Below are 18240 nucleotides of genomic sequence, written 5' to 3' on the forward strand. Positions count from 1 at the left end.
AACGGCGCCTCGTCGGTGAGGCGTCACCAGACACCTTGAAAGGGGTCCCATGAGCCTGGAATACGAGAATGATGGTGCTCTCCATGCGAAGCTTATTGAGGAGGTGCTATCGCAATATCCGGACAAAGCGGCGAAGCGCCGCAAAAAGCATCTCAGCGTCGCAAAGAGCGGGGACCAGGCCGGCGGGGAAAACGAGATCCTTTCCGAATGCGACGTCAAATCGAACATCAAGTCCATTCCGGGAGTGATGACCATACGCGGCTGCGCCTATGCCGGCTCAAAGGGCGTGGTCTGGGGTCCGGTCAAGGATATGGTCCATATCTCGCACGGCCCCGTCGGTTGCGGCCAATATTCCTGGTCACAGCGCCGCAACTACTACGTCGGAACAACGGGCATCGACACGTTCGGGACAATGCAGTTCACATCCGATTTCCAGGAGAAAGACATTGTCTTCGGCGGTGACAAGAAACTGGAACAGATCATCGATGAGATCGAGCTACTGTTCCCGCTGAATAACGGCATCACGGTGCAATCCGAATGCCCGATCGGTCTCATTGGCGATGACACCGAGGCAGTTTCTCGCAAGAAGGCCAAGGAGTACGAAAAGACTATCGTGCCGGTGCGCTGCGAGGGCTTCCGCGGCGTCTCGCAATCACTCGGCCACCATATCGCCAATGACTCCATCCGCGACTGGGTCTTCGACAAGAAGGACGTCGATTTCGAGGCCGGTGCTTACGACGTCAACGTGATCGGCGACTACAATATTGGCGGCGACGCGTGGGCCTCGCGCATCCTGCTTGAGGAGATAGGATTGCGCGTGGTCGGCAACTGGTCCGGTGACGCGACACTCGCCGAGATCGAGCGCGCCCCGAAGGCCAAGCTCAATCTCATCCACTGCTACCGGTCTATGAACTACATCTGCCGGCATATGGAGGAAAAGTATGGCGTCGCCTGGATGGAGTACAATTTCTTCGGACCGTCCCAGATCGAGACCTCCCTGCGTAAAATAGCCAAGCATTTCGGCCCCGAAATCGAGGAGAAAGTCGAGAAGGTCATCGCCAAGTACAGACCGCTTGTCGACGCGGTCATCTCAAAGTACCGGCCACGCCTCGAAGGCAATACCGTCATGCTCTACGTCGGCGGCCTGCGCCCCCGCCACGTCATCACAGCTTACGAAGACCTCGGCATGATCATCGTTGGCACCGGCTACGAGTTCGCTCACAACGATGACTATCAACGCACGGGCCATTACGCAAAGAATGGCACGCTGATCTATGACGACGTTACCGGCTACGAGTTGGAGAAGTTCATCGAGGGAGTTCGCCCCAACCTGGTTGGCTCTGGCATCAAGGAAAAATACCCCGTGCAGAAGATGGGTATCCCGTTCCGTCAAATGCACTCCTGGGACTATTCGGGACCTTATCACGGCTATGACGGCTTCGCCATTTTCGCGCGCGACGTGGATCTTGCGATCAACAATCCGGTCTGGGGCCTCTACCAGGCACCTTGGAAACAAAGCCCGTCCCGTGGGCAGGCGATGGCTGCCGAATAGATGCCCTGTCCCAGGCCTAGTCTCCCCAGAGAGACGATGAACCCTCGCGGCTTGTGAGCCTCGGGAAACCGCAAACGTCTCCACGTACCTGAGCTGCCGTATGGCGCGGCCAGATGGAAAGAGGTAATACCAATGCCGCAGTCGGCCGAAAAGATTCTCGACCACGCTCCGCTGTTCCGCGAGCCGGAATACAGGCAGATGCTCGCCGGGAAGAAGCTGAATTTCGAATGTCCGCACCCGGATCAGATCGTTGCCGATCAGGGTGAATTCACCAAGACCTGGGCATACCGCGAAAAGAACCTCGCCCGACAAGCGCTTGTGATCAATCCCGCCAAGGCCTGCCAGCCGCTCGGCGCTGTGTTCGCGGCCGCGGGCTTCGAGCGGACCATGTCCTTCGTCCACGGTAGCCAGGGCTGCGTGGCCTACTACCGCTCTCATCTATCGCGCCATTTCAAGGAGCCTGCTTCGGCGGTTTCCTCCTCGATGACCGAGGATGCGGCAGTATTCGGGGGCCTGAAGAACCTGGTCGATGGGCTCGCCAACACCTACCAGCTTTACGACCCGAAGATGATCGCAGTCTCGACGACTTGTATGGCGGAGGTCATTGGCGACGACCTGCACAGCTTCATCGAGAACGCCAAAGACGAAAAGTCGGTGCCGCGCGACTTTGACGTGCCCTTCGCCCACACGCCGGCCTTCGTCGGTAGCCATGTCGACGGCTATGACGGCATGCTGAAGGGCATTCTAGAGCACTTCTGGAAAGGCCAGGAGCGCACGGAAACCAAGGGAACCATCAACCTCATTCCGGGCTTCGACGGCTTCTGCGTCGGCAACAACCGGGAACTCAAACGCCTGCTCGATATGATGGGTGTGTCCTACACCTTCATCCAGGACGCCTCTGACCAGTTCGACACGCCATCGGACGGGGAATACCGCATGTATGACGGCGGCACCAAGATCGAAGAGGTGAGGGGGGCACTTGACGCCGAGGCAACGCTTTCGCTCCAGCACTACAACACGCGAAAAACGCTGGATTATTGCGGGCAAGTTGGGCAGGCCACGGCTTCCTTCCATTATCCGCTGGGCGTCCAGGCGACCGACGAATTGCTGATGAAGGTGTCGGCGCTTTCCGGCAAGGAAATCCCCGAGGCAATCCGACTGGAGCGCGGCCGACTGGTTGATGCCATGGCCGACAGCCAATCCTGGCTGCACGGCAAGAAATACGCGATCTACGGCGACCCGGACTTCGTGTACGCCATGGCCCGCTTCGTCATGGAGACCGGCGGCGAGCCGACACATTGCCTGGCAACCAACGGCTCCTCGGCCTGGCAAGCCGAGTTGCAGGAACTGCTTGACGCCTCGCCCTTCGGCATGGACGCTCAGGTCTGGGCGGGTAAGGACCTTTGGGCGCTGCGATCGCTTCTCTTCACCGAGCCGGTGGACCTGCTGATCGGCAATTCCTATGGCAAGTATCTGGAGCGCGACACCGGCACGCCGCTGATCCGCCTGACGTTTCCAATCTTCGACCGGCACCATCACCATCGCTTTGCGCTCATGGGCTACCAGGGCGGGTTACGCGTGCTGACCACGATCCTCGACAAGATCTTCGACAAGCTCGATCGCGAGACGAGCCAGACGGGCGTGACGGACTATTCCTATGACCTCACCCGCTAAAGCACACGGCCAGCTTTTCGCCCAGGCTGTTCATTGCCCGAATGGACTTTGGAGACTGACGCAATGACCTCGCTCAGTGCCAAGATCCAGGACGTTTTCGACGAGCCTGCATGCGACAAGAACCGTGGCAAGGACGTCAGGGCGCGCAAGGAAGGCTGCGCACGGCCGCTGACGCCGGGAGCGGCAGCGGGCGGCTGCGCGTTTGACGGGGCCAAGATCGTCCTGCAGCCGATCACTGACGTTGCCCACCTGGTGCATGCGCCGCTCGCCTGCGAGGGAAATTCCTGGGACAACCGCGGTGCAGCTTCGTCCGGGCCAACCTTGTGGCGCACAAGCTTCACGACCGATCTTACCGAACTCGATGTGGTGATGGGGCGGGGCGAGCGGAAGCTCTTCAAGGCGATCCGCGAAATCAAGGAAGCCTATGCGCCCGCAGCAGTCTTTGTCTATTCGACCTGCGTGACGGCGCTCATCGGCGACGATATCGAGGCCGTCTGCAAACGCGCCGCCGAAAAGTTCGGCCTGGCCGTGGTTCCCGTCAACGCGCCGGGCCTGGCTGGCTCCAAGAACCTGGGCAACAAGCTTGCCGCGGAGGCGTTGCTCGACCATGTCATCGGCACGGTGGAACCCGACGACGCCGGCCCGTATGACATCAACGTCCTTGGTGAATTCAACCTTTCCGGCGAATTCTGGCTGGTCAAGCCGCTCCTGGATCGGCTCGGGATCCGGGTTCGCGCCTGCATTCCGGGCGACGCGCGCTATCGCGACGTAGCTTCCGCGCACAGCGCCCGGGCGGCCATGGTGGTGTGCTCGACGGCCCTCATCACTCTAGCCCGCAAGATGGACGAGCGCTGGGACATCCCGTTCTTCGAGGGCTCTTTCTATGGCATCTCGGATACGTCGGAAGCACTCCGCAACATTGCTGAGCTCCTGGTGAGGAAGGGGGCCGATCCGGAGATCCTGGACCGCACGGAGAGGCTGATCGCCCAGCAGGAGGCGATTGCATGGAAGAAGCTCGAAGCCTACCGGCCGCGGCTCCAAGGCAAGCGCGTGCTGCTCAACACCGGTGGTGTGAAGTCCTGGTCGCTCGTCCATGCGCTGGTGGAGATCGGCATGGAGATCGTGGGCACCTCGGTCAAGAAATCCACGCTCGAAGACAAGGTGCGCATCAAACAGATGCTCAAGGACGACAACGATACGTTCGAGCAGATGTCAGCGCGCGACCTTTACGCCATCCTCTCTGGAGGCAAGGCCGATATCATGCTCTCGGGTGGGCGCACGCAATTCGTCGCGCTGAAGGCCAAGATGCCCTGGCTCGACATCAACCAGGAGCGCCAGCACCCTTACGCCGGTTATGACGGCATGGTGGAACTCGTACGCCAGATCGACCTCGCCATTCACAACCCGATCTGGCGCCAGGTGCGCGAGCGACCCCCGTGGGATGGTCCGATCCATGGGTACGACGCACTGCCGGGCCCAAGCGACGACGCCGAGAACCTGCACGCTGTCCAGGAAACCGCCGGCAAGGCGCCGACGATTTGCGTGAGTGCTGAGGAGATCCGATGACGCGTATCCTTCCCCAGACAAAATCAGCCGCGATCAACCCGCTGAAATCGTCACAGCCGCTTGGTGCCGCCTTGGCGTTTCTCGGCATTGACGGCGCAGTGCCGCTGTTCCACGGCGCCCAGGGCTGCACCAGCTTTGCCCTCGTGCTGTTCGTGCGGCATTTCAAGGAAACGATTCCCCTACAGACGACCGCGATGGATGAAATAACAATCATCCTCGGCGGGTCGGACAATCTGGAAGAGGCGATCTTCAACCTCAAGACCCGCACGACGCCAAAGCTGATTGGGGTCTGCACCACGGCCCTGGTGGAAACCCGTGGCGAGGATTGCGCAGGCGACATTTCGGACATCAGGCTGAGACGGGCGGAAGAACTCGCGGGTACCGAGATCGTGCTGGCCAACACGCCGGATTTCGCCGGCGCCCTTGAAGAGGGCTGGGCCAAGGCTGTCACCGCCATGATCGAAGGCATTACAAAGCCTGGGGAGCGGGCGCGGCAGTCAAAGAAGATCGCGATCCTTCCTGGCTGGAACCTCACCGTGGCTGACCTCGAGCATTTGCGCGAGATGGTCGAAAGCTTTGGCCTGCAATCGGTGATCTTGCCAGACCTTTCAGGCTCGCTCGACGGTACCGTGCCAGACCACTGGGTCCCCACCACCTATGGCGGAACGAGCATCGAGGATATCCGCGAGCTCGGCACGGCCGAGCACTGCATCGCGATCGGCGAGCATATGCGCCGCCCGGCCGAGGTTCTCTACAAGGCGACCGGCGTGCCTTACGTGCTGTTTCAGTCGCTGACCGGATTGAAGGGCGCCGATCAGTTCGTTTCGCTGCTGTCGGCTATTTCTGGCCAGCCTGTGCCGGCAAGCGTCCGCCGTCGGCGGGCGCAACTGCAAGATGCGTTGCTCGACGGACATTTCCACTTCGGAGGCAAGAAAATTGCGATCGCTGCTGAACCAGACCAACTCTATCAATTCGGAGCGTTCTTCGTCGACATGGGCTGCGCAATCACGGCGGCCGTCACGACGACCGGTATGTCGAAAATTCTGGAAAAGGTACCGGCGGAGTCGATTCAGGTCGGCGATCTCGGCGATCTGGAATCACTTGCAAGCGGCGCTGATCTTCTGGTCACCCATTCACATGGACGCCAGGCCTCGAAACGCCTTGGCATTCCGCTTATGCGCATCGGCTTCCCCGTCTTCGACCGGCTTGGCAGCCAGCACAGGCTCTCGATCCTCTATCAAGGGACCCGTGACCTGGTCTTCGAGGTTGCCAACCTGTTCCAGGCCGGCCGGCGTGCGCCGACGCCTGATGAGCTCGATCCATTCCGCAAACGCCAAACGCCAGGTGAGCCCGATGCGTCGCTTCTCACTCGTCACTGACGAGGTTCACCGTCCGATGCGTGAACGACAAGCAGGCGCTTTGCGGGTGGCAATCGCTACCCAGGACGTCAAGCAACTCAACGCCCATTTCGGGTCGGCCAAGCGCTTTGTCATCTACGATATGACGCGCGAGGAGTGGGAGCTTGTGGAAGTCATCGAGTTCGACGACGTCTCCGACGAAAGTGGGAAACATCACTCCGAGAGGGATGACCGCATCACACCGAAGATAAAAGCGCTGAAGGGCTGCCACCTCCTGTTTTGCCTGGCGATCGGTGGACCTTCGGCAGCCAAGCTTGTTTCGGCAAAAATCCATCCGATCAAGGTGCGGCATACTCAGAGCATCCAAGAGGTGCTGGTTCGCACGCAGCTGATGCTCAGGACCTGCCCTCCACCTTGGCTGCGCAAGGTCCTGGCTGAGGCAGGCGTCGCGAAACAGAAGCCGTCCTTTGAAGACGAGGACTGAAATGAGGAGGCGAAATGTTCGACCCTGCCCTTAGCCTTGCTGTCGATGAGGACGAGGTGGCGCTTGCCAGCCCGTTTCTCAAATGCCTCGTGCGGCTAATACGTGCTCAGGACTCCTACGGCGCGTGGGAAGGCAAAGCGGACCGCGAACTGCTGGCCGCCTTCATCATCACCAAGCAACAGCGCCGTGCGATCCCGATCATAGGCGATCCCGACCCGGACGTCCTGTGGAGGCTAGATATGTTCTACACCGCCATTGGGCTTGCGATCGAGGAGCGCTGCGGCCTGATGGCATCGCCGATCATGGAGCTGAGCCGTGAAGGCTTTGGGCGCGTGCTTTTCACGACTGGGCGGCTGGTCGCTCTGTCGAAGACGCTGCGCGACGTCCACCGGTTCGGCTTCGAGACGTTGCGGAAGCTCGCCGGGGCCGGCACGAAGCTGGTCAGCGACGCAATCGCAGCCATCGAAACCTATCCCGAGGTGGCGCGTGCGTGATGAAGCAGGTTTCGAGCCCAGGGGCCATGACAATCTTCAGCAGCCGCGATGGCCAACCGTCGCAGCCGACGCCGTCCAGGCGGATCAAGCTCCTGAAGTAACACCGATGAAGCCACTCATCCTGATCTGTTCGCAAGATGCCGAGCTTTATCTGTTGCTCAGCCACATACTGGAGGTGGACGGCTTCGCCACTGAGCCGGTAAGGAGCGCCAAGGAAGTGCTTGCATTGGCCGACGAACGCGAATTCCAGGCCGTCGTGCTGGACTGCGGTCCGGCGAGCATAACCGGGGCCCCAATCTGCGCCCGGCTCAAGGGGGAGCCCCGGACCGCCGACCTTACCGTTATTGCCCTGATCGCGCCGGGTGCCGAGGACCAGCACCTCGATCTCCTCAAGGCTCGCATTGACGAGAGATTTGTGCGGCCGATCGTCCCGGCCAACCTGCTCGACTTTCTACGGGCGAGGCTGGCGCTGCCGAAGCGGGGCGCACATGGCGTTGAAAACGGCGGCTGGCTCACCTTTGGTGACCTCGAGATGAAGGTGGATGCCCGCCGGATTCGCGGCAATGGCCACGACATTCACCTCGGAGTCATCGAGTTCAACGTGCTGCTGCTTATGATGGAGGCTCCCGGCAAGGTCTTCAGCCGGAAGGAGCTTATCGGCACGGCTTGGGAGAAAAACATCCATGTCGAACCACGCACCGTCGATGTCCATGTCAGCCGGATCAGAACAGCCCTCAAGAAGGCTTGGCCCGGCGGCGGCATTCTCACTGTCAGGTCGGCCGGCTACTCGCTCCAGATGCCGGACGGCTGAATCAGTTGAGGTGTAGTGCCACTCCCTTTCCCTCGCGCTGTGAGTCGGTGTTGCGGCCTGCCGCTAGACTAAACGAGATACTCAGGAAGAAGCAGGCAAATGGGTTTTAAAAGCGTACTCTGTGTGACGGACGCAGACCATTCCGATCATGACGTCGAAACTGCTGCCGGCTTGTGTGCTGAAGTCGGTGCGCATCTTTCCGTACGGATAATACCGGCTCTGATGCTCGTTTTGTCATATCGGCCGATGAGAGATGGTGTCCCCGAGTGGCCCACGGGGCGTGGACAGGCAATGGCCACATTGAACAATCAGTTTCGGCAAGACAGATTTACACTGGACGTGCCCAGACTGGAAAGACGCTCCGAGAAGATCCAGGAACTGCTGAGGGCAATGTGCCTTTCCTATGATGTCGATACGGATTATTGCAATTTGACTGGCGTGGGGGAGGTGGTGCGACAGCGGGCACTCTGCGCCGACCTGACCATTGTCGGCCCCGCACTTCTCAACGACAGTGTTGTCGGACCTGTCGTCATCAACGGCAGCTTATTTGATACGGGAAAACCGGTGCTTATTGTGCCCAAGCGCGCTGAGGCGACCCTGTGGCCAAGGCGCGTCCTGGTCGGTTGGGATTCGCGACTCGAGGCATCCCGTGCCGTTCGGGAAGCGCTGGGTCTCCTATGCGCTGCTGAGGAAGTTCGTGTTGTCCTGGTGGGTCCGAAGGCGAACCACAAAGGGTACGGCGCGAAACCTGGAGCCGATATTGCTGCCTATCTCACGCGCCACGGTGCTCGGGTGTCGGTTGACCTGTTGCCAAGTGCTGGCAAATCGGCGGCCAAGGTGCTTGCGCAGCACGCAATCGATACATCTGCCGACATGATAGTCATGGGCGCTTATGGCAGCCGTCGCCTGCGTGAGCGGCTCTTCGGCGGCGCAACGAAATGGATTGTTGACAAGCCGACATTGCCGCTGTTTTTGGCGCGCTGACCGGCTCGGGAGTTGCACCGATGCCGCTCGAAGCTTTAGTTCACTTGGGCGAACTATTCAGATATCGGGAAAAAGATCGCGGCGGCGCGAAGCTCCTCGAGGCAGTGCACGAGGCCTGACCGAACAAAATGCTCCGGTCTTGAGTTGCTTGTCGAACTCTCGCCCGAGACGGCCCCAAAGGCCGTGCAGCGGCGCTGCTCGAGCTCATCGAAGCACGGCCGCGGCAGATTGGCCCAAGACGAGAAAGGTAGCTTGGCTTAATTCAGTTGAGAAAGACAGTCGTTAGCTTGGTAGACGAGTTAGGACCTATTGCTGCGGCCAGCACAGCCGTTCGCTCAAGGCAATGCTCTTTGCAGCGCCAGGCATAGGCTGCCATTGTTCCCGGCTGCCCCATGTCGAGGGCAATTGCAGCTTCATATAACTCAAGACGAGTGCCCTCAGGCAACTTAAGGTAGGGCTTTCGCCGCAGCTCGTGATGACCTTTAGCTGGCGCCGGACGGAAGCAGTGTGCGATCCTCACTGCCCCGGAAAGCCTGCCTTAGCCGAATTCATGGCTGACGAAGAGATGAGCTTGGCGAAAATAGGGGCAAGGATATGCCGGCTCGCCGGCGAAAGGTGGATCGCGTCAAGGTAGAAGACGTCTTCACCTGATCTCAGCGGGCAGTTTTGCTGCCCACACAGAGCTGGGACTATGGGAATGAACTGTACGGTTCGCGGCAGCAGATCCGCGAGCATTCGATTGTTCTGCCAGGACATCTCGGCCGGCATGGTAGAGCACGGCGCGTCGCCCTTCATGAAGTCGGCACGGACGAGGCAAGTCAGCACATCGATGGATGGTTCCGGCGTGGGTCCAACCACGGCGGTCTTGATGCCATGGGCCGCCAGTGAGGCAGCGGTCTGTTCTATCGCGGACGTGAAGTTGGCATTGGAAGTCTCCTGCGAAGGCCAGCTTCCGTCTGTCGAGAGGAAGCTGCCTCCACGCCCCGAGTAGGCGTTCCAGCGGCCTGCCAGGATCACGAGTGTGATGTTGGGATCGGCAAGCACCGATTGGAGCGCGGACGCATTGAAGGCCGGGCAATCCGCTCTCAAGGGACTGGCGGGAAGCATCGTCATGTCGGGAAAAGGAGCGCACCCCGCCTTTGTGATCTGTCTGACGCGCACGCCTGTCGTCCGGGCCGCCTCGTCTAAAGCAGAGGCAAGATGGGCAGCCTGAGAATCGCCCCACAAAACGACCCTCGGAGCGATATTGCCGAAGCCGAGGATGCATTCGCCCGTCTTGGGAATGAGCCCGCCACGCTGGAGGCAGGAAGAGGATTCGAACTTGGCTCTTTCCGCTCTGAGCGCTTGAACAGAAGGACCGTCGTCAGGACCCCGGCTTGGGAAGCCGGAGCTGTAGATGATAGCCAGGGATAGACAGCAGACGCCGGCCATTGTGCCGGCGGTCGGTACCATCCACTTCCAGCCTGTGGCCCTCCGGCGAAACGGGCGCTCGACAAAGCGCCAGGAGAGTGCTGACGCGAGCAGTGCGGCGAGTACGACCGCGACACGTTCAGAGACGAACAATTCGCGATTCCGATAGATGCCTGCAAAGACCAGCAACGGCCAGTGCCAGAGGTAAAGCGAGTAGGATGTGAGCCCGATGAAGGCGGCAGGCTTGATCGACAGCGCTTTCGAAACCATCGTGTCGCGGTGAAAGCCGGCCGCGATGATGAGCGCCGCTCCAATGCAAGGAGCAAGCGCGTATAGGCCGGGAAATGGCGTATCCTGATTGAGCAGGAAGAGTGAAGCGGTGATGAGCGCCAGACCTGAGGCAGCGAGGAGTTCCGCAATCGTTCGGGTTGGCCTCATTGCCTTAGCAGCAGGCAGCGCGATCAGCCCGCCCGTGAGCAGTTCCCAAGCGCGTGTCGGAAGCATGTAGAATACAAAGGGCGGATCGCTCTGAAGCCAGTGCTGAGCGGCGGTGATGGAGATGATGCCCAGCGCCGCGACGATGACTGCCGCCCACGGTCTCAGCCATCGCATCATGAGTATGACCACCAGAGGCCAAAGGAAATAAAACTGCTCCTCGACGGCCAGCGACCATGTGTGCAGGAGAGGGAGCGAGGTCGCGGCTTCAGTGAAATAGTTGGTGTTGACGTAAAAAAAGAAGTTGCTGGCGGAAATCGCAGCGGCAATGGCGCTGTTGCCGAAGCCGATGAACTCACCCGGCGGCAGCACAAACCACCCCATCGCAAAACATGCGGCCAGCATCGCGAACAGGGCAGGAAAAATCCGTCGGACCCGGCGGTGATAGAAGTCCAGCAGCGAGAATTCGCCCCTGTCGGTGCGCTCGATGATGTCAGACGTTATCAGGAAGCCGGAGATCACAAAGAAGACGTCGACCCCAACGAACCCGCCGCTGACCGCTGAAAAACCAGCGTGATACAGGACAACCGGAACAACGGCGACGGCCCGCAGACCGCTGATATCCGCTCGGTACTTCATGCAGCTGATCGTCCTCAGAAGGTTCCGAGCAGCGTTTTTCATGGTCGTTACGCATCGTAAAATCGATAGTTTCGATGAAGTGCATCTACCGTATGAATGCGGGCCATCGCGTGCGACTAAGAACCGAACCAGACCGGACACAAATCGCGCAACGCAGAATCCCGCTCGATCAAAGTGAAAGACGGTTTTTCACTAGAAGGCGAACCCGTCCGGTCACCGGCCACTCCGGCTTGTCAGCGTGCGCAGTGGTGCGCCGATGGTACGGGCGCCGAGGCAAAGACCGCCACTCCAGCGCGCTACATGAGCTTGAGATCGTCAGTCGGATCGATCAGCTGCTGCCTTGCGTCAGCTCGACTTGAATTGGTGTGGCTCTTGTTCATCTCTTCCGCGGTCCTTGTGCCCACCTAGCGCATGTGCGCAGTATCCACCTTCACCGCGCCCGTGATGTCGATCGGCGATTGCCGCGCGGCCGTTGAACAGACGAAACCTATAAGCGCGGCTGGACGGCCAGTCAGAAACAGCACGCTGCCGGATTGGCCACCTACCGCAGCTGCAAAGCAGGCCAGTCATCTCTCAATCGACTGGCTCGCCCGTGCCACGTGGGGCAGTTCCGATTGGGATGATCGGCATCGCCGATCGTACGGTTTCTCATAAGTAGATCGGGCGTCGAGTTTGCAGGCGAGTTGCGCAGGCATTCGTTATGGAGCTCTGGGGTTCGGTTGTTGATCGCATGCGAGGCGCACGCATTCACATCGTAGATGGGCTCCATCGAAACAATCTATTTTACGGAGAGTAACGGACATGAAAAAGCGTTGCTCGGGAGGCGACGCCCACCGGAAATCTCTCCAGGTCATGCGCAAGGCGGAAGGTGGAGCGGCGTCCTCCTTCTGATGCCTAGGGTTCATCACTCAATTTCGTCGCTCGCTTCCTGGATCCATCCCGCAGCGTCACGAGCCTGATCATTTGTGCTCGCGACCGGCGGACCCGTTCGGCGCGACCGGCAGACGATCTGCATTCCTCCAAATCCGATGCCGTGCGCGAGCTTCTCAACACTCCGGACGGATTTTCGGCGAAGGTGAGCTATCTCAAACGGTATGCCGCCACGCTTCGCTGCGGACTTAAGGGCGCAATGGATGTCGCCGAAGCCGGATCGTGGGTTGGACCCGAGGGTGCAAAGCGGTCTTGGCGTATGAGATGCATGAACGAACTGCAGCCGCTATCTCGATGACGATACCTTACTGAACCAATCGCGCGACGAGGATTGTCTGGCCAGGAACAACGTTCCGACCTGGTGGCCGCGCGCTCCTTGCCGCGATTTGGCGTGTGCTGGCGTCTTCAACGCAATCGCTGCTGATCGCCTCGAGCCGCTGTCGGCTTCCACCGTAATCGACGGCGGCTGCGCCGGCGGAGATGTAAGCTCGAGCGCAGCGGTCGGACGAATGGCCCACGTCATCGGCATTGACCTCGACGAAGGGAGCTTGTGCTGGCGCGCGAAGAAGCTGCCGCGCGCACCTTAGTCGAGTGCTAATGGGAGCGTCATGCGACGTAAGAATGCTATGCCTATCAGATCATCATGGGAGAGATCCACGTCGCATGACACATGAGACATTACCGGATTCCCCGGACGGCGCCCATCTGAAAAAAACGCTAGAGTTGGTCAAGCTGGTGCTGTTCCGAAGGGCGACAAAGTGCAAACCTTCAAGGCCTGCCGTTCAACGTCGGATACTCGACACGATCACAAACCCGCTGTCAGTTGGTTCCATCAAAGTTTCCTCCTGGCACGTCGATTGAGGGAACATTCCGAACACATCAGCGCACGTCCTGCCATGATCAGGCTAAGCGAACATTTATTCGGGATCGGAGCTACCCTGTTAGCTTACCGGTAAGAGCACCGGGACAAATCTGCCGCCGGTGCAAGGTTTCCCACCTCAACGTCGGATAGCCGACACGATCACAAACCTGCTGCCAGTTGTTTTGATCAATTTTCCTTCTGGCACGTTCGATGCAGGGAATCTTCTGAACACATCAGAAGGATGTCCTCCTATGGTCAGGGTCACTGAAGAATGCTGTTGCCGCACTGGGACCGCGCTTCGGCTGATCCACAACCGGTCAGAAGTGGGCGCATCACCTTGGAGGCGAGCGACTGCGCCCGCTTCACACGCCGAATAAGGTCGGTAAGCATCCGCTGAGCGAGACGCTATCATCGAAGCGGGTGGAAACGTCGATCCCGCGCACGGCCCCCACGTCCCGACATGAGTGTCGATCTCATCACTTGGCTGGATCCCTGGGCCTCACACAGCCGACCACACGAACGCGGGGACAAACGCTAGCGAATCCAGCCGCACCGGCGTCGAGAATGGCCGCGTAGTGCGGAAGCCGAATGACCATGGCCGATGTTCGCCGCGAGCATCGCGTGTTTGGGAAACATCTATAGGAGCAGGACAAGTGGACATCTCTTGCATTGGGGTGGGTGCTGGACCGCCTAATCTCAGCCTTGCGTGTCAGATACACGAGCAGATCGGTCGAGGGGCACTGTTCTTGGATCGGCAGGTCGACTTCCGGTGGCACCCCGGCAGCGCATTGGATTCGCCGGAACCCCAGGTCAACCACCTCAAGGATCTGGTCACGCTGGTGAACCCGCGATCAGCCTACACTTTCGCAAACTATCTATACGAGAACGGGCGTCTATTCCACTTCCTGAACGCACAGTTCGAGGCCGTGCTCAGAGCTGAGTTTGAGCAATACCTGAACTGGGCCTTCCACCGGAACCCGCTTGTCTGCGGCGGCGAGACTGTGCGCGAAATCCGCTTCGAGGGCGAATTTCGGGTGTGGACGGACGACGCAGTTCGTGGCGCCAGAGACCTCGTGATCGGCATCGGCAAGCAGCCGCGGATTCCGTCTCAGTTTCAGGGCTGGACCGGGCGCAACCTGTTCCACTTATCGGATTTACCGCGCATCCATCCTGAGGATTGGAAAAAGGACGTTTGCGTGGTTGGTGGAGGCCAGTTGGGAGCGGAGGTGCTATTACACCTCGTCGGCCTGCCAAAAGAGCGGCGGCCTCGATCGATCACTTGGGTCTCGGAGGGCGAAAACTATCAGCCCATCGACAACAGCCCGTTTACAAACGAGTTGTTCATAGCGTGCTCTTCGGATCGCTTGGCGGCAATGAGCGAGTCGCAGCGCAAACTGTACCTGAGGCGTTTCGTGCTTGCTTCCGACGGCATTTCGGAAGAGACGTTGAGCGCGATTTATCAAGCGCTATACCGGCACGCGTTTTTGGAGCCAAGCCACTGCGAAATCACACTGCGGCCGGGCTGCACCGTCTCGCACTGCGTCAACGCCGGCGCGGGTCACAGGCTGACCCTGCGCCGCGGCAGGAGTGAGCTCGAAGAAGTCACGGCCGACATCGTCATCCTGGCCACCGGTTACGAGAACGCGTTGCCAGACTTCTTGGAGCCGATGGCCTGCCGGCTGGAAAAGAGCGACAACGAATTGGCTATCCGCGAAGATTTTTCCGTGTGCTGGGACGGACCGCCTGAAAGGCGCATCTTCGTACAGAGCGCGACCCTCGGGCAGCGCGGGCTGGCTGATCCAAATCTAGGCCTGCTGGCCTGGCGAGCGCGTCGCATCCTCGACAGCCTTCTGGGACGCGTGCCGCAGGCGAACCGCGAGCATGCCGGCTTCATCAGACCTGCCCCCGTCGACAACTGGCCGCACCCCGTGGCGGAAGAAATGGGCAGCGGGATATGACCTACGGCTACTGATCACCAGCGGGAGGGGCCGAGGAATGCTGTCCGCCTTCGCTGCAGCGAAGAGCGGGGTGGATGCGGCATCCGTGTCCCCGCGAAGCAGCATTCGCGCTGTCCGTCGGCAGCTCGCACTCGACGCTGGGCCTCATCGACAACGGCTTTAGCAGAAAAGCTCAACCGTAACCGGGCGGCACTCAGTCGTTGCACGCGGGAGCCAGTCGCGGAGCTAGCCCCGCCCTTTCGAACGGCGCCGAAATGCTGCTGCTGGAGGAGCCGAGCCATTTGACCGCAGAAGAGAGCCAAGCTGTTCGGTTTCTTACGCAGGAGTGGTTGCGGTGTCCAAAAACTTACAGCCGGCAGAAACTTGTCGGGTCGAAGACAGCTGGCCAACTGGGCCTATGAGGTTTCAAAGGGGTAACCATGGAGTTAACGGGCACTAAGCGTGCTGGCACGGCCTTTGCGGCAATACTCGTGAGGGCTGACCGCATGAGAACACGCAAGCCGGATTGGTTGCCTGCCAACTCGTGTGTTCCGCTCTTGAGAGAGAGAACGACCAGCTAACCCATAAGCGCCAGGAAAGGTGTGGGAATTTGGAGAACGAAACGGTGTTGCGTATTGAGTCCCCCGCTCCGCCAATCAAAGTGGACACTTGGCTGCGTGGCGAACCCATCACGAACTTTCAGCCCGGCAAGGTCTGTCTGGTCGAATTTTGGGCGACTTGGTGCGGACCTTGTGTGGCGGCTATACCCAATCTGATGCAGCTGCAAGAGGAATATCAAGACAGTGGATTCGAGGTCGTCGGAATCGCAACTAGCGAACAGGCTCCAACCGCAGACGAGGCGCGGACCAAGTTGGATGCGTGGCTGACCGAGAGGTTCCTGAATCTGAATTACCGGATTGCGTTCGATTTTACCGGTGAAATGAACAGACTATGGATGCAGGCGAGTTCTTCTCCCGGAATCCCTGAGTCGTTCCTGGTTGATGGCAACGGCCGCATCGCTTTCATCGGACACCCGGCGGAACTCGATGAGGTTTTACCCAAAGTTCTGAACGGCAGCTGGCGCAGCAGCAATGAAGCGAGGGCCGCCGACATAAGGCGGTTCGCTACTAGCCAACGCACAGCGCGCGAACGGGCCCGGACCAAACCGATATACGCCAAACTTAAGCCCGCCACACAGGCCGAGGATTGGCCGGCCGCACTCTCGGCAGTTGAAGAAGGCCTGGCATTGATGCCGGACTATATCGGGTTTCGGCAAACTCAAGCGAATCTTCTGCTTCACAAGCTGCGGGACATGCAGAGCGGCTTGCCAGTCATGCGCCAGTTAGTCGAGGACGCGATCAACAAAAAAAACGAGGCCGTGTCTTGGATGGTCATGGCCCTGAATCAGCTCTTCGATCCCGCGATAGACAACTCCCATCTTCCCCGTGCTGAGCGCTTTGCGATAGGCAACACGCTCTCGGAACAAATCCTGACACTGAATCCCCCGGATGGCGACGGGCGCCTTAAATTCCGTTGCTACCTCCCGGTAGCTCAGTATTACCACGAGAGCGGCAACAACGCTCGCGCGATCGAGTTGATCGAAGCGGCACTGAAATCGCTGGATATTCCGGAGCCAATGCCTGATCACATCAAACAGACACACCATAGCCCCTTGCTTCAAGCCCTGGCCGACTACACGGGTGAGAACGTCTGTTGCGGGGACTTCTGTGTGGCACCGCAATCAAGGCTCCTGAACACTAAAGCGGAGTGGCCTCATGAGCAGAGATTGCAAAAGGCATGACAAGTGGAATCGAACCCTGGTCAATTCGCCCAATGCATGCAGCCCGCTCGCAGCAAGTATGCCCATGCAGCACCGAGGGGATCGTTGCTGTAGGTCAAGGCTGGGGCGTCAACGACCTCCAGAGACGGTTCGCCGCGGACGCGATGTTCGACGAGAATTTAAGCTATCGCGGAGGACGTCACAGTCCAGGACATGTTCAAGGTCGGCCCAAGCACAGCATTACCTGGAACCCGGCCCGGCCAAGCCGGGGGGCGGCCGCGTAAGCGGGCCCGAAGTTGGCGCAGCCGAACGCAGAGCTCGCCCTCTGAGACGACACTGAATTGAGGAAACGATATGTCTCACACCGCGCTTGATCCTGCCCGTCGACCATCGAACGGCTCCTGGCGCTGATCCGAGCTCAGGACAGGCGATGCCAGGGCAAATGACCGAGCTGCTGGTCGGCTTCATCATCACGAAAAACTGCGTCCTTCAGATCCCGATCATTGGCGATTCTGCTGTGTAGGCTCGACATATTTCACACAGCAGCGGGGATTGTGATCGAGGAGCGCTCTTGCGTGACCACATCGCCAACAATGATGAAATCGATCGGGGTTTCGGGGTTTTCACGGGCGGGCAGTTAATCGTTTGAGACGTCCACCGCGTCGTCTTCGAGACTTTCCGGAAACTTGCCCGCACCGGTACGAAACTGGGCGACGATGCGACTGCGGTCATTGCCTGTCCGACGTTGCGAGGATGAAACCGAATTTTCGAGGAAGGCTCATGTCAAATCTGGATGAGATGTTGAAGAAAGTCCGAAAGCTGCAACTGCGCGCGGCGATTGCCAAGACGAACTTGCGCGACCTTGCCGAGGGCCTCCCGAACAAATGGACTGAGATAGCGGAAGTCGCCGAGACAGCGCACGCTGTTTATGCCGAGTTGAATAGTGCCCGGAGAGAGCTCGCCAAAATGAGGACCTTACGATGACGAGCATCACCCGCGACGGCTCCAAATGGGTGCCGGAATATCTGGCCGCTATAGACGAGAAAATCTGTATCGGCTGCGGTCGCTGTTTCAAGGTCTGCTCGCGCGAGGTCATGCATCTTCACGGCGTGGATGACGCGGGTGAAATCCTCGGCATCTGCGACGGGGAAGACGACGACTTCGACGGTGAGCTCAATCGTATGGTCATGGTAGTGGACCATGCCGGCCGCTGCATTGGCTGCGGAGCCTGTGGCCGTGTCTGCCCAAAGAACTGCCAGACGCATGTCGCGGCCGACCAGATTGCAGCATGAGCAGCATCAATGACGGGATAGGAGAACGACTT

Annotated in this window: 13 protein-coding genes; 12 read left to right on the plus strand and 1 reads right to left on the minus strand. The window is 59.5% G+C overall.

What is annotated here, in order from left to right:
* The first annotated feature begins 49 nt into the window (after nucleotides 1-49).
* The 8 genes from nifD (at nucleotide 50) to FJ419_RS05255 (ending at nucleotide 8923) form a co-directional block, all read left to right on the plus strand.
* A complete protein-coding gene (gene nifD / locus FJ419_RS05220; protein WP_064993526.1) occupies nucleotides 50-1552 on the plus strand; it encodes a nitrogenase molybdenum-iron protein alpha chain in 1503 nt (500 codons plus the stop codon).
* A 132-nt stretch (nucleotides 1553-1684) separates the two neighbouring features.
* Nucleotides 1685-3226, plus strand: coding sequence for a nitrogenase molybdenum-iron protein subunit beta (gene nifK / locus FJ419_RS05225; RefSeq protein WP_064993525.1), 1542 nt, complete (start codon nucleotides 1685-1687; stop codon nucleotides 3224-3226).
* Nucleotides 3227-3289: 63 nt separating this feature from the next.
* On the plus strand, nucleotides 3290-4792 hold the full coding sequence (gene nifE / locus FJ419_RS05230; protein ID WP_064993524.1) for a nitrogenase iron-molybdenum cofactor biosynthesis protein NifE: 1503 nt from the start codon (nucleotides 3290-3292) through the stop codon (nucleotides 4790-4792).
* A complete protein-coding gene (gene nifN / locus FJ419_RS05235) occupies nucleotides 4789-6171 on the plus strand; it encodes a nitrogenase iron-molybdenum cofactor biosynthesis protein NifN (protein ID WP_064993523.1) in 1383 nt (460 codons plus the stop codon). Before nifE ends, nifN begins: the two co-directional genes overlap by 4 nt.
* The gene (gene nifX, locus FJ419_RS05240; protein WP_064993522.1) at nucleotides 6137-6634 is read left to right on the plus strand and encodes a nitrogen fixation protein NifX; all 498 of its coding nucleotides are present in this window, start codon (nucleotides 6137-6139) and stop codon (nucleotides 6632-6634) included. Before nifN ends, nifX begins: the two co-directional genes overlap by 35 nt.
* Nucleotides 6635-6648: 14 nt before the next feature.
* Nucleotides 6649-7128, plus strand: a complete 480-nt coding sequence (locus tag FJ419_RS05245; protein WP_064993521.1) for a NifX-associated nitrogen fixation protein — start codon at nucleotides 6649-6651, stop codon at nucleotides 7126-7128.
* Nucleotides 7121-7939: a response regulator transcription factor gene (locus FJ419_RS05250; RefSeq protein WP_064993520.1), complete on the plus strand. Its 819-nt coding sequence runs from the start codon at nucleotides 7121-7123 to the stop codon at nucleotides 7937-7939. Before FJ419_RS05245 ends, FJ419_RS05250 begins: the two co-directional genes overlap by 8 nt.
* A 291-nt stretch (nucleotides 7940-8230) precedes the next feature.
* Nucleotides 8231-8923, plus strand: a complete 693-nt coding sequence (locus tag FJ419_RS05255; RefSeq protein WP_224655972.1) for a universal stress protein — start codon at nucleotides 8231-8233, stop codon at nucleotides 8921-8923.
* A 516-nt stretch (nucleotides 8924-9439) separates the two neighbouring features.
* Here FJ419_RS05255 and FJ419_RS05260 read toward each other — a convergent pair.
* Entirely contained in the window at nucleotides 9440-11407 is a 1968-nt protein-coding gene (locus tag FJ419_RS05260; protein WP_064993569.1) for an acyltransferase family protein, read from the minus strand.
* 2466 nt (nucleotides 11408-13873) lie between these two features.
* Between FJ419_RS05260 and FJ419_RS05265 the strand changes: the two genes are divergently transcribed.
* The 4 genes from FJ419_RS05265 to fdxB all read left to right on the plus strand — a co-directional run bounded on the left by FJ419_RS05265 (nucleotide 13874) and on the right by fdxB (nucleotide 18208).
* Nucleotides 13874-15157, plus strand: coding sequence for a SidA/IucD/PvdA family monooxygenase (locus FJ419_RS05265; RefSeq protein WP_224655974.1), 1284 nt, complete (start codon nucleotides 13874-13876; stop codon nucleotides 15155-15157).
* 604 nt (nucleotides 15158-15761) lie between these two features.
* Nucleotides 15762-16937, plus strand: a complete 1176-nt coding sequence (locus tag FJ419_RS05270; RefSeq protein WP_064993568.1) for a redoxin family protein — start codon at nucleotides 15762-15764, stop codon at nucleotides 16935-16937.
* 759 nt (nucleotides 16938-17696) lie between these two features.
* Nucleotides 17697-17900 (plus strand): CCE_0567 family metalloprotein, encoded by a 204-nt coding sequence (locus FJ419_RS05275; RefSeq protein ID WP_064993516.1) that lies wholly within the window; start codon nucleotides 17697-17699, stop codon nucleotides 17898-17900.
* Nucleotides 17897-18208 (plus strand): ferredoxin III, nif-specific, encoded by a 312-nt coding sequence (gene fdxB / locus FJ419_RS05280; protein WP_064993515.1) that lies wholly within the window; start codon nucleotides 17897-17899, stop codon nucleotides 18206-18208. The genes FJ419_RS05275 and fdxB overlap by 4 nt, the downstream gene beginning before the upstream one ends.
* The last annotated feature ends 32 nt before the right edge of the window (nucleotides 18209-18240 follow it).

It is taken from the genome of Mesorhizobium sp. B2-6-2 (assembly GCF_006440615.1).
GTDB lineage: Bacteria > Pseudomonadota > Alphaproteobacteria > Rhizobiales > Rhizobiaceae > Mesorhizobium.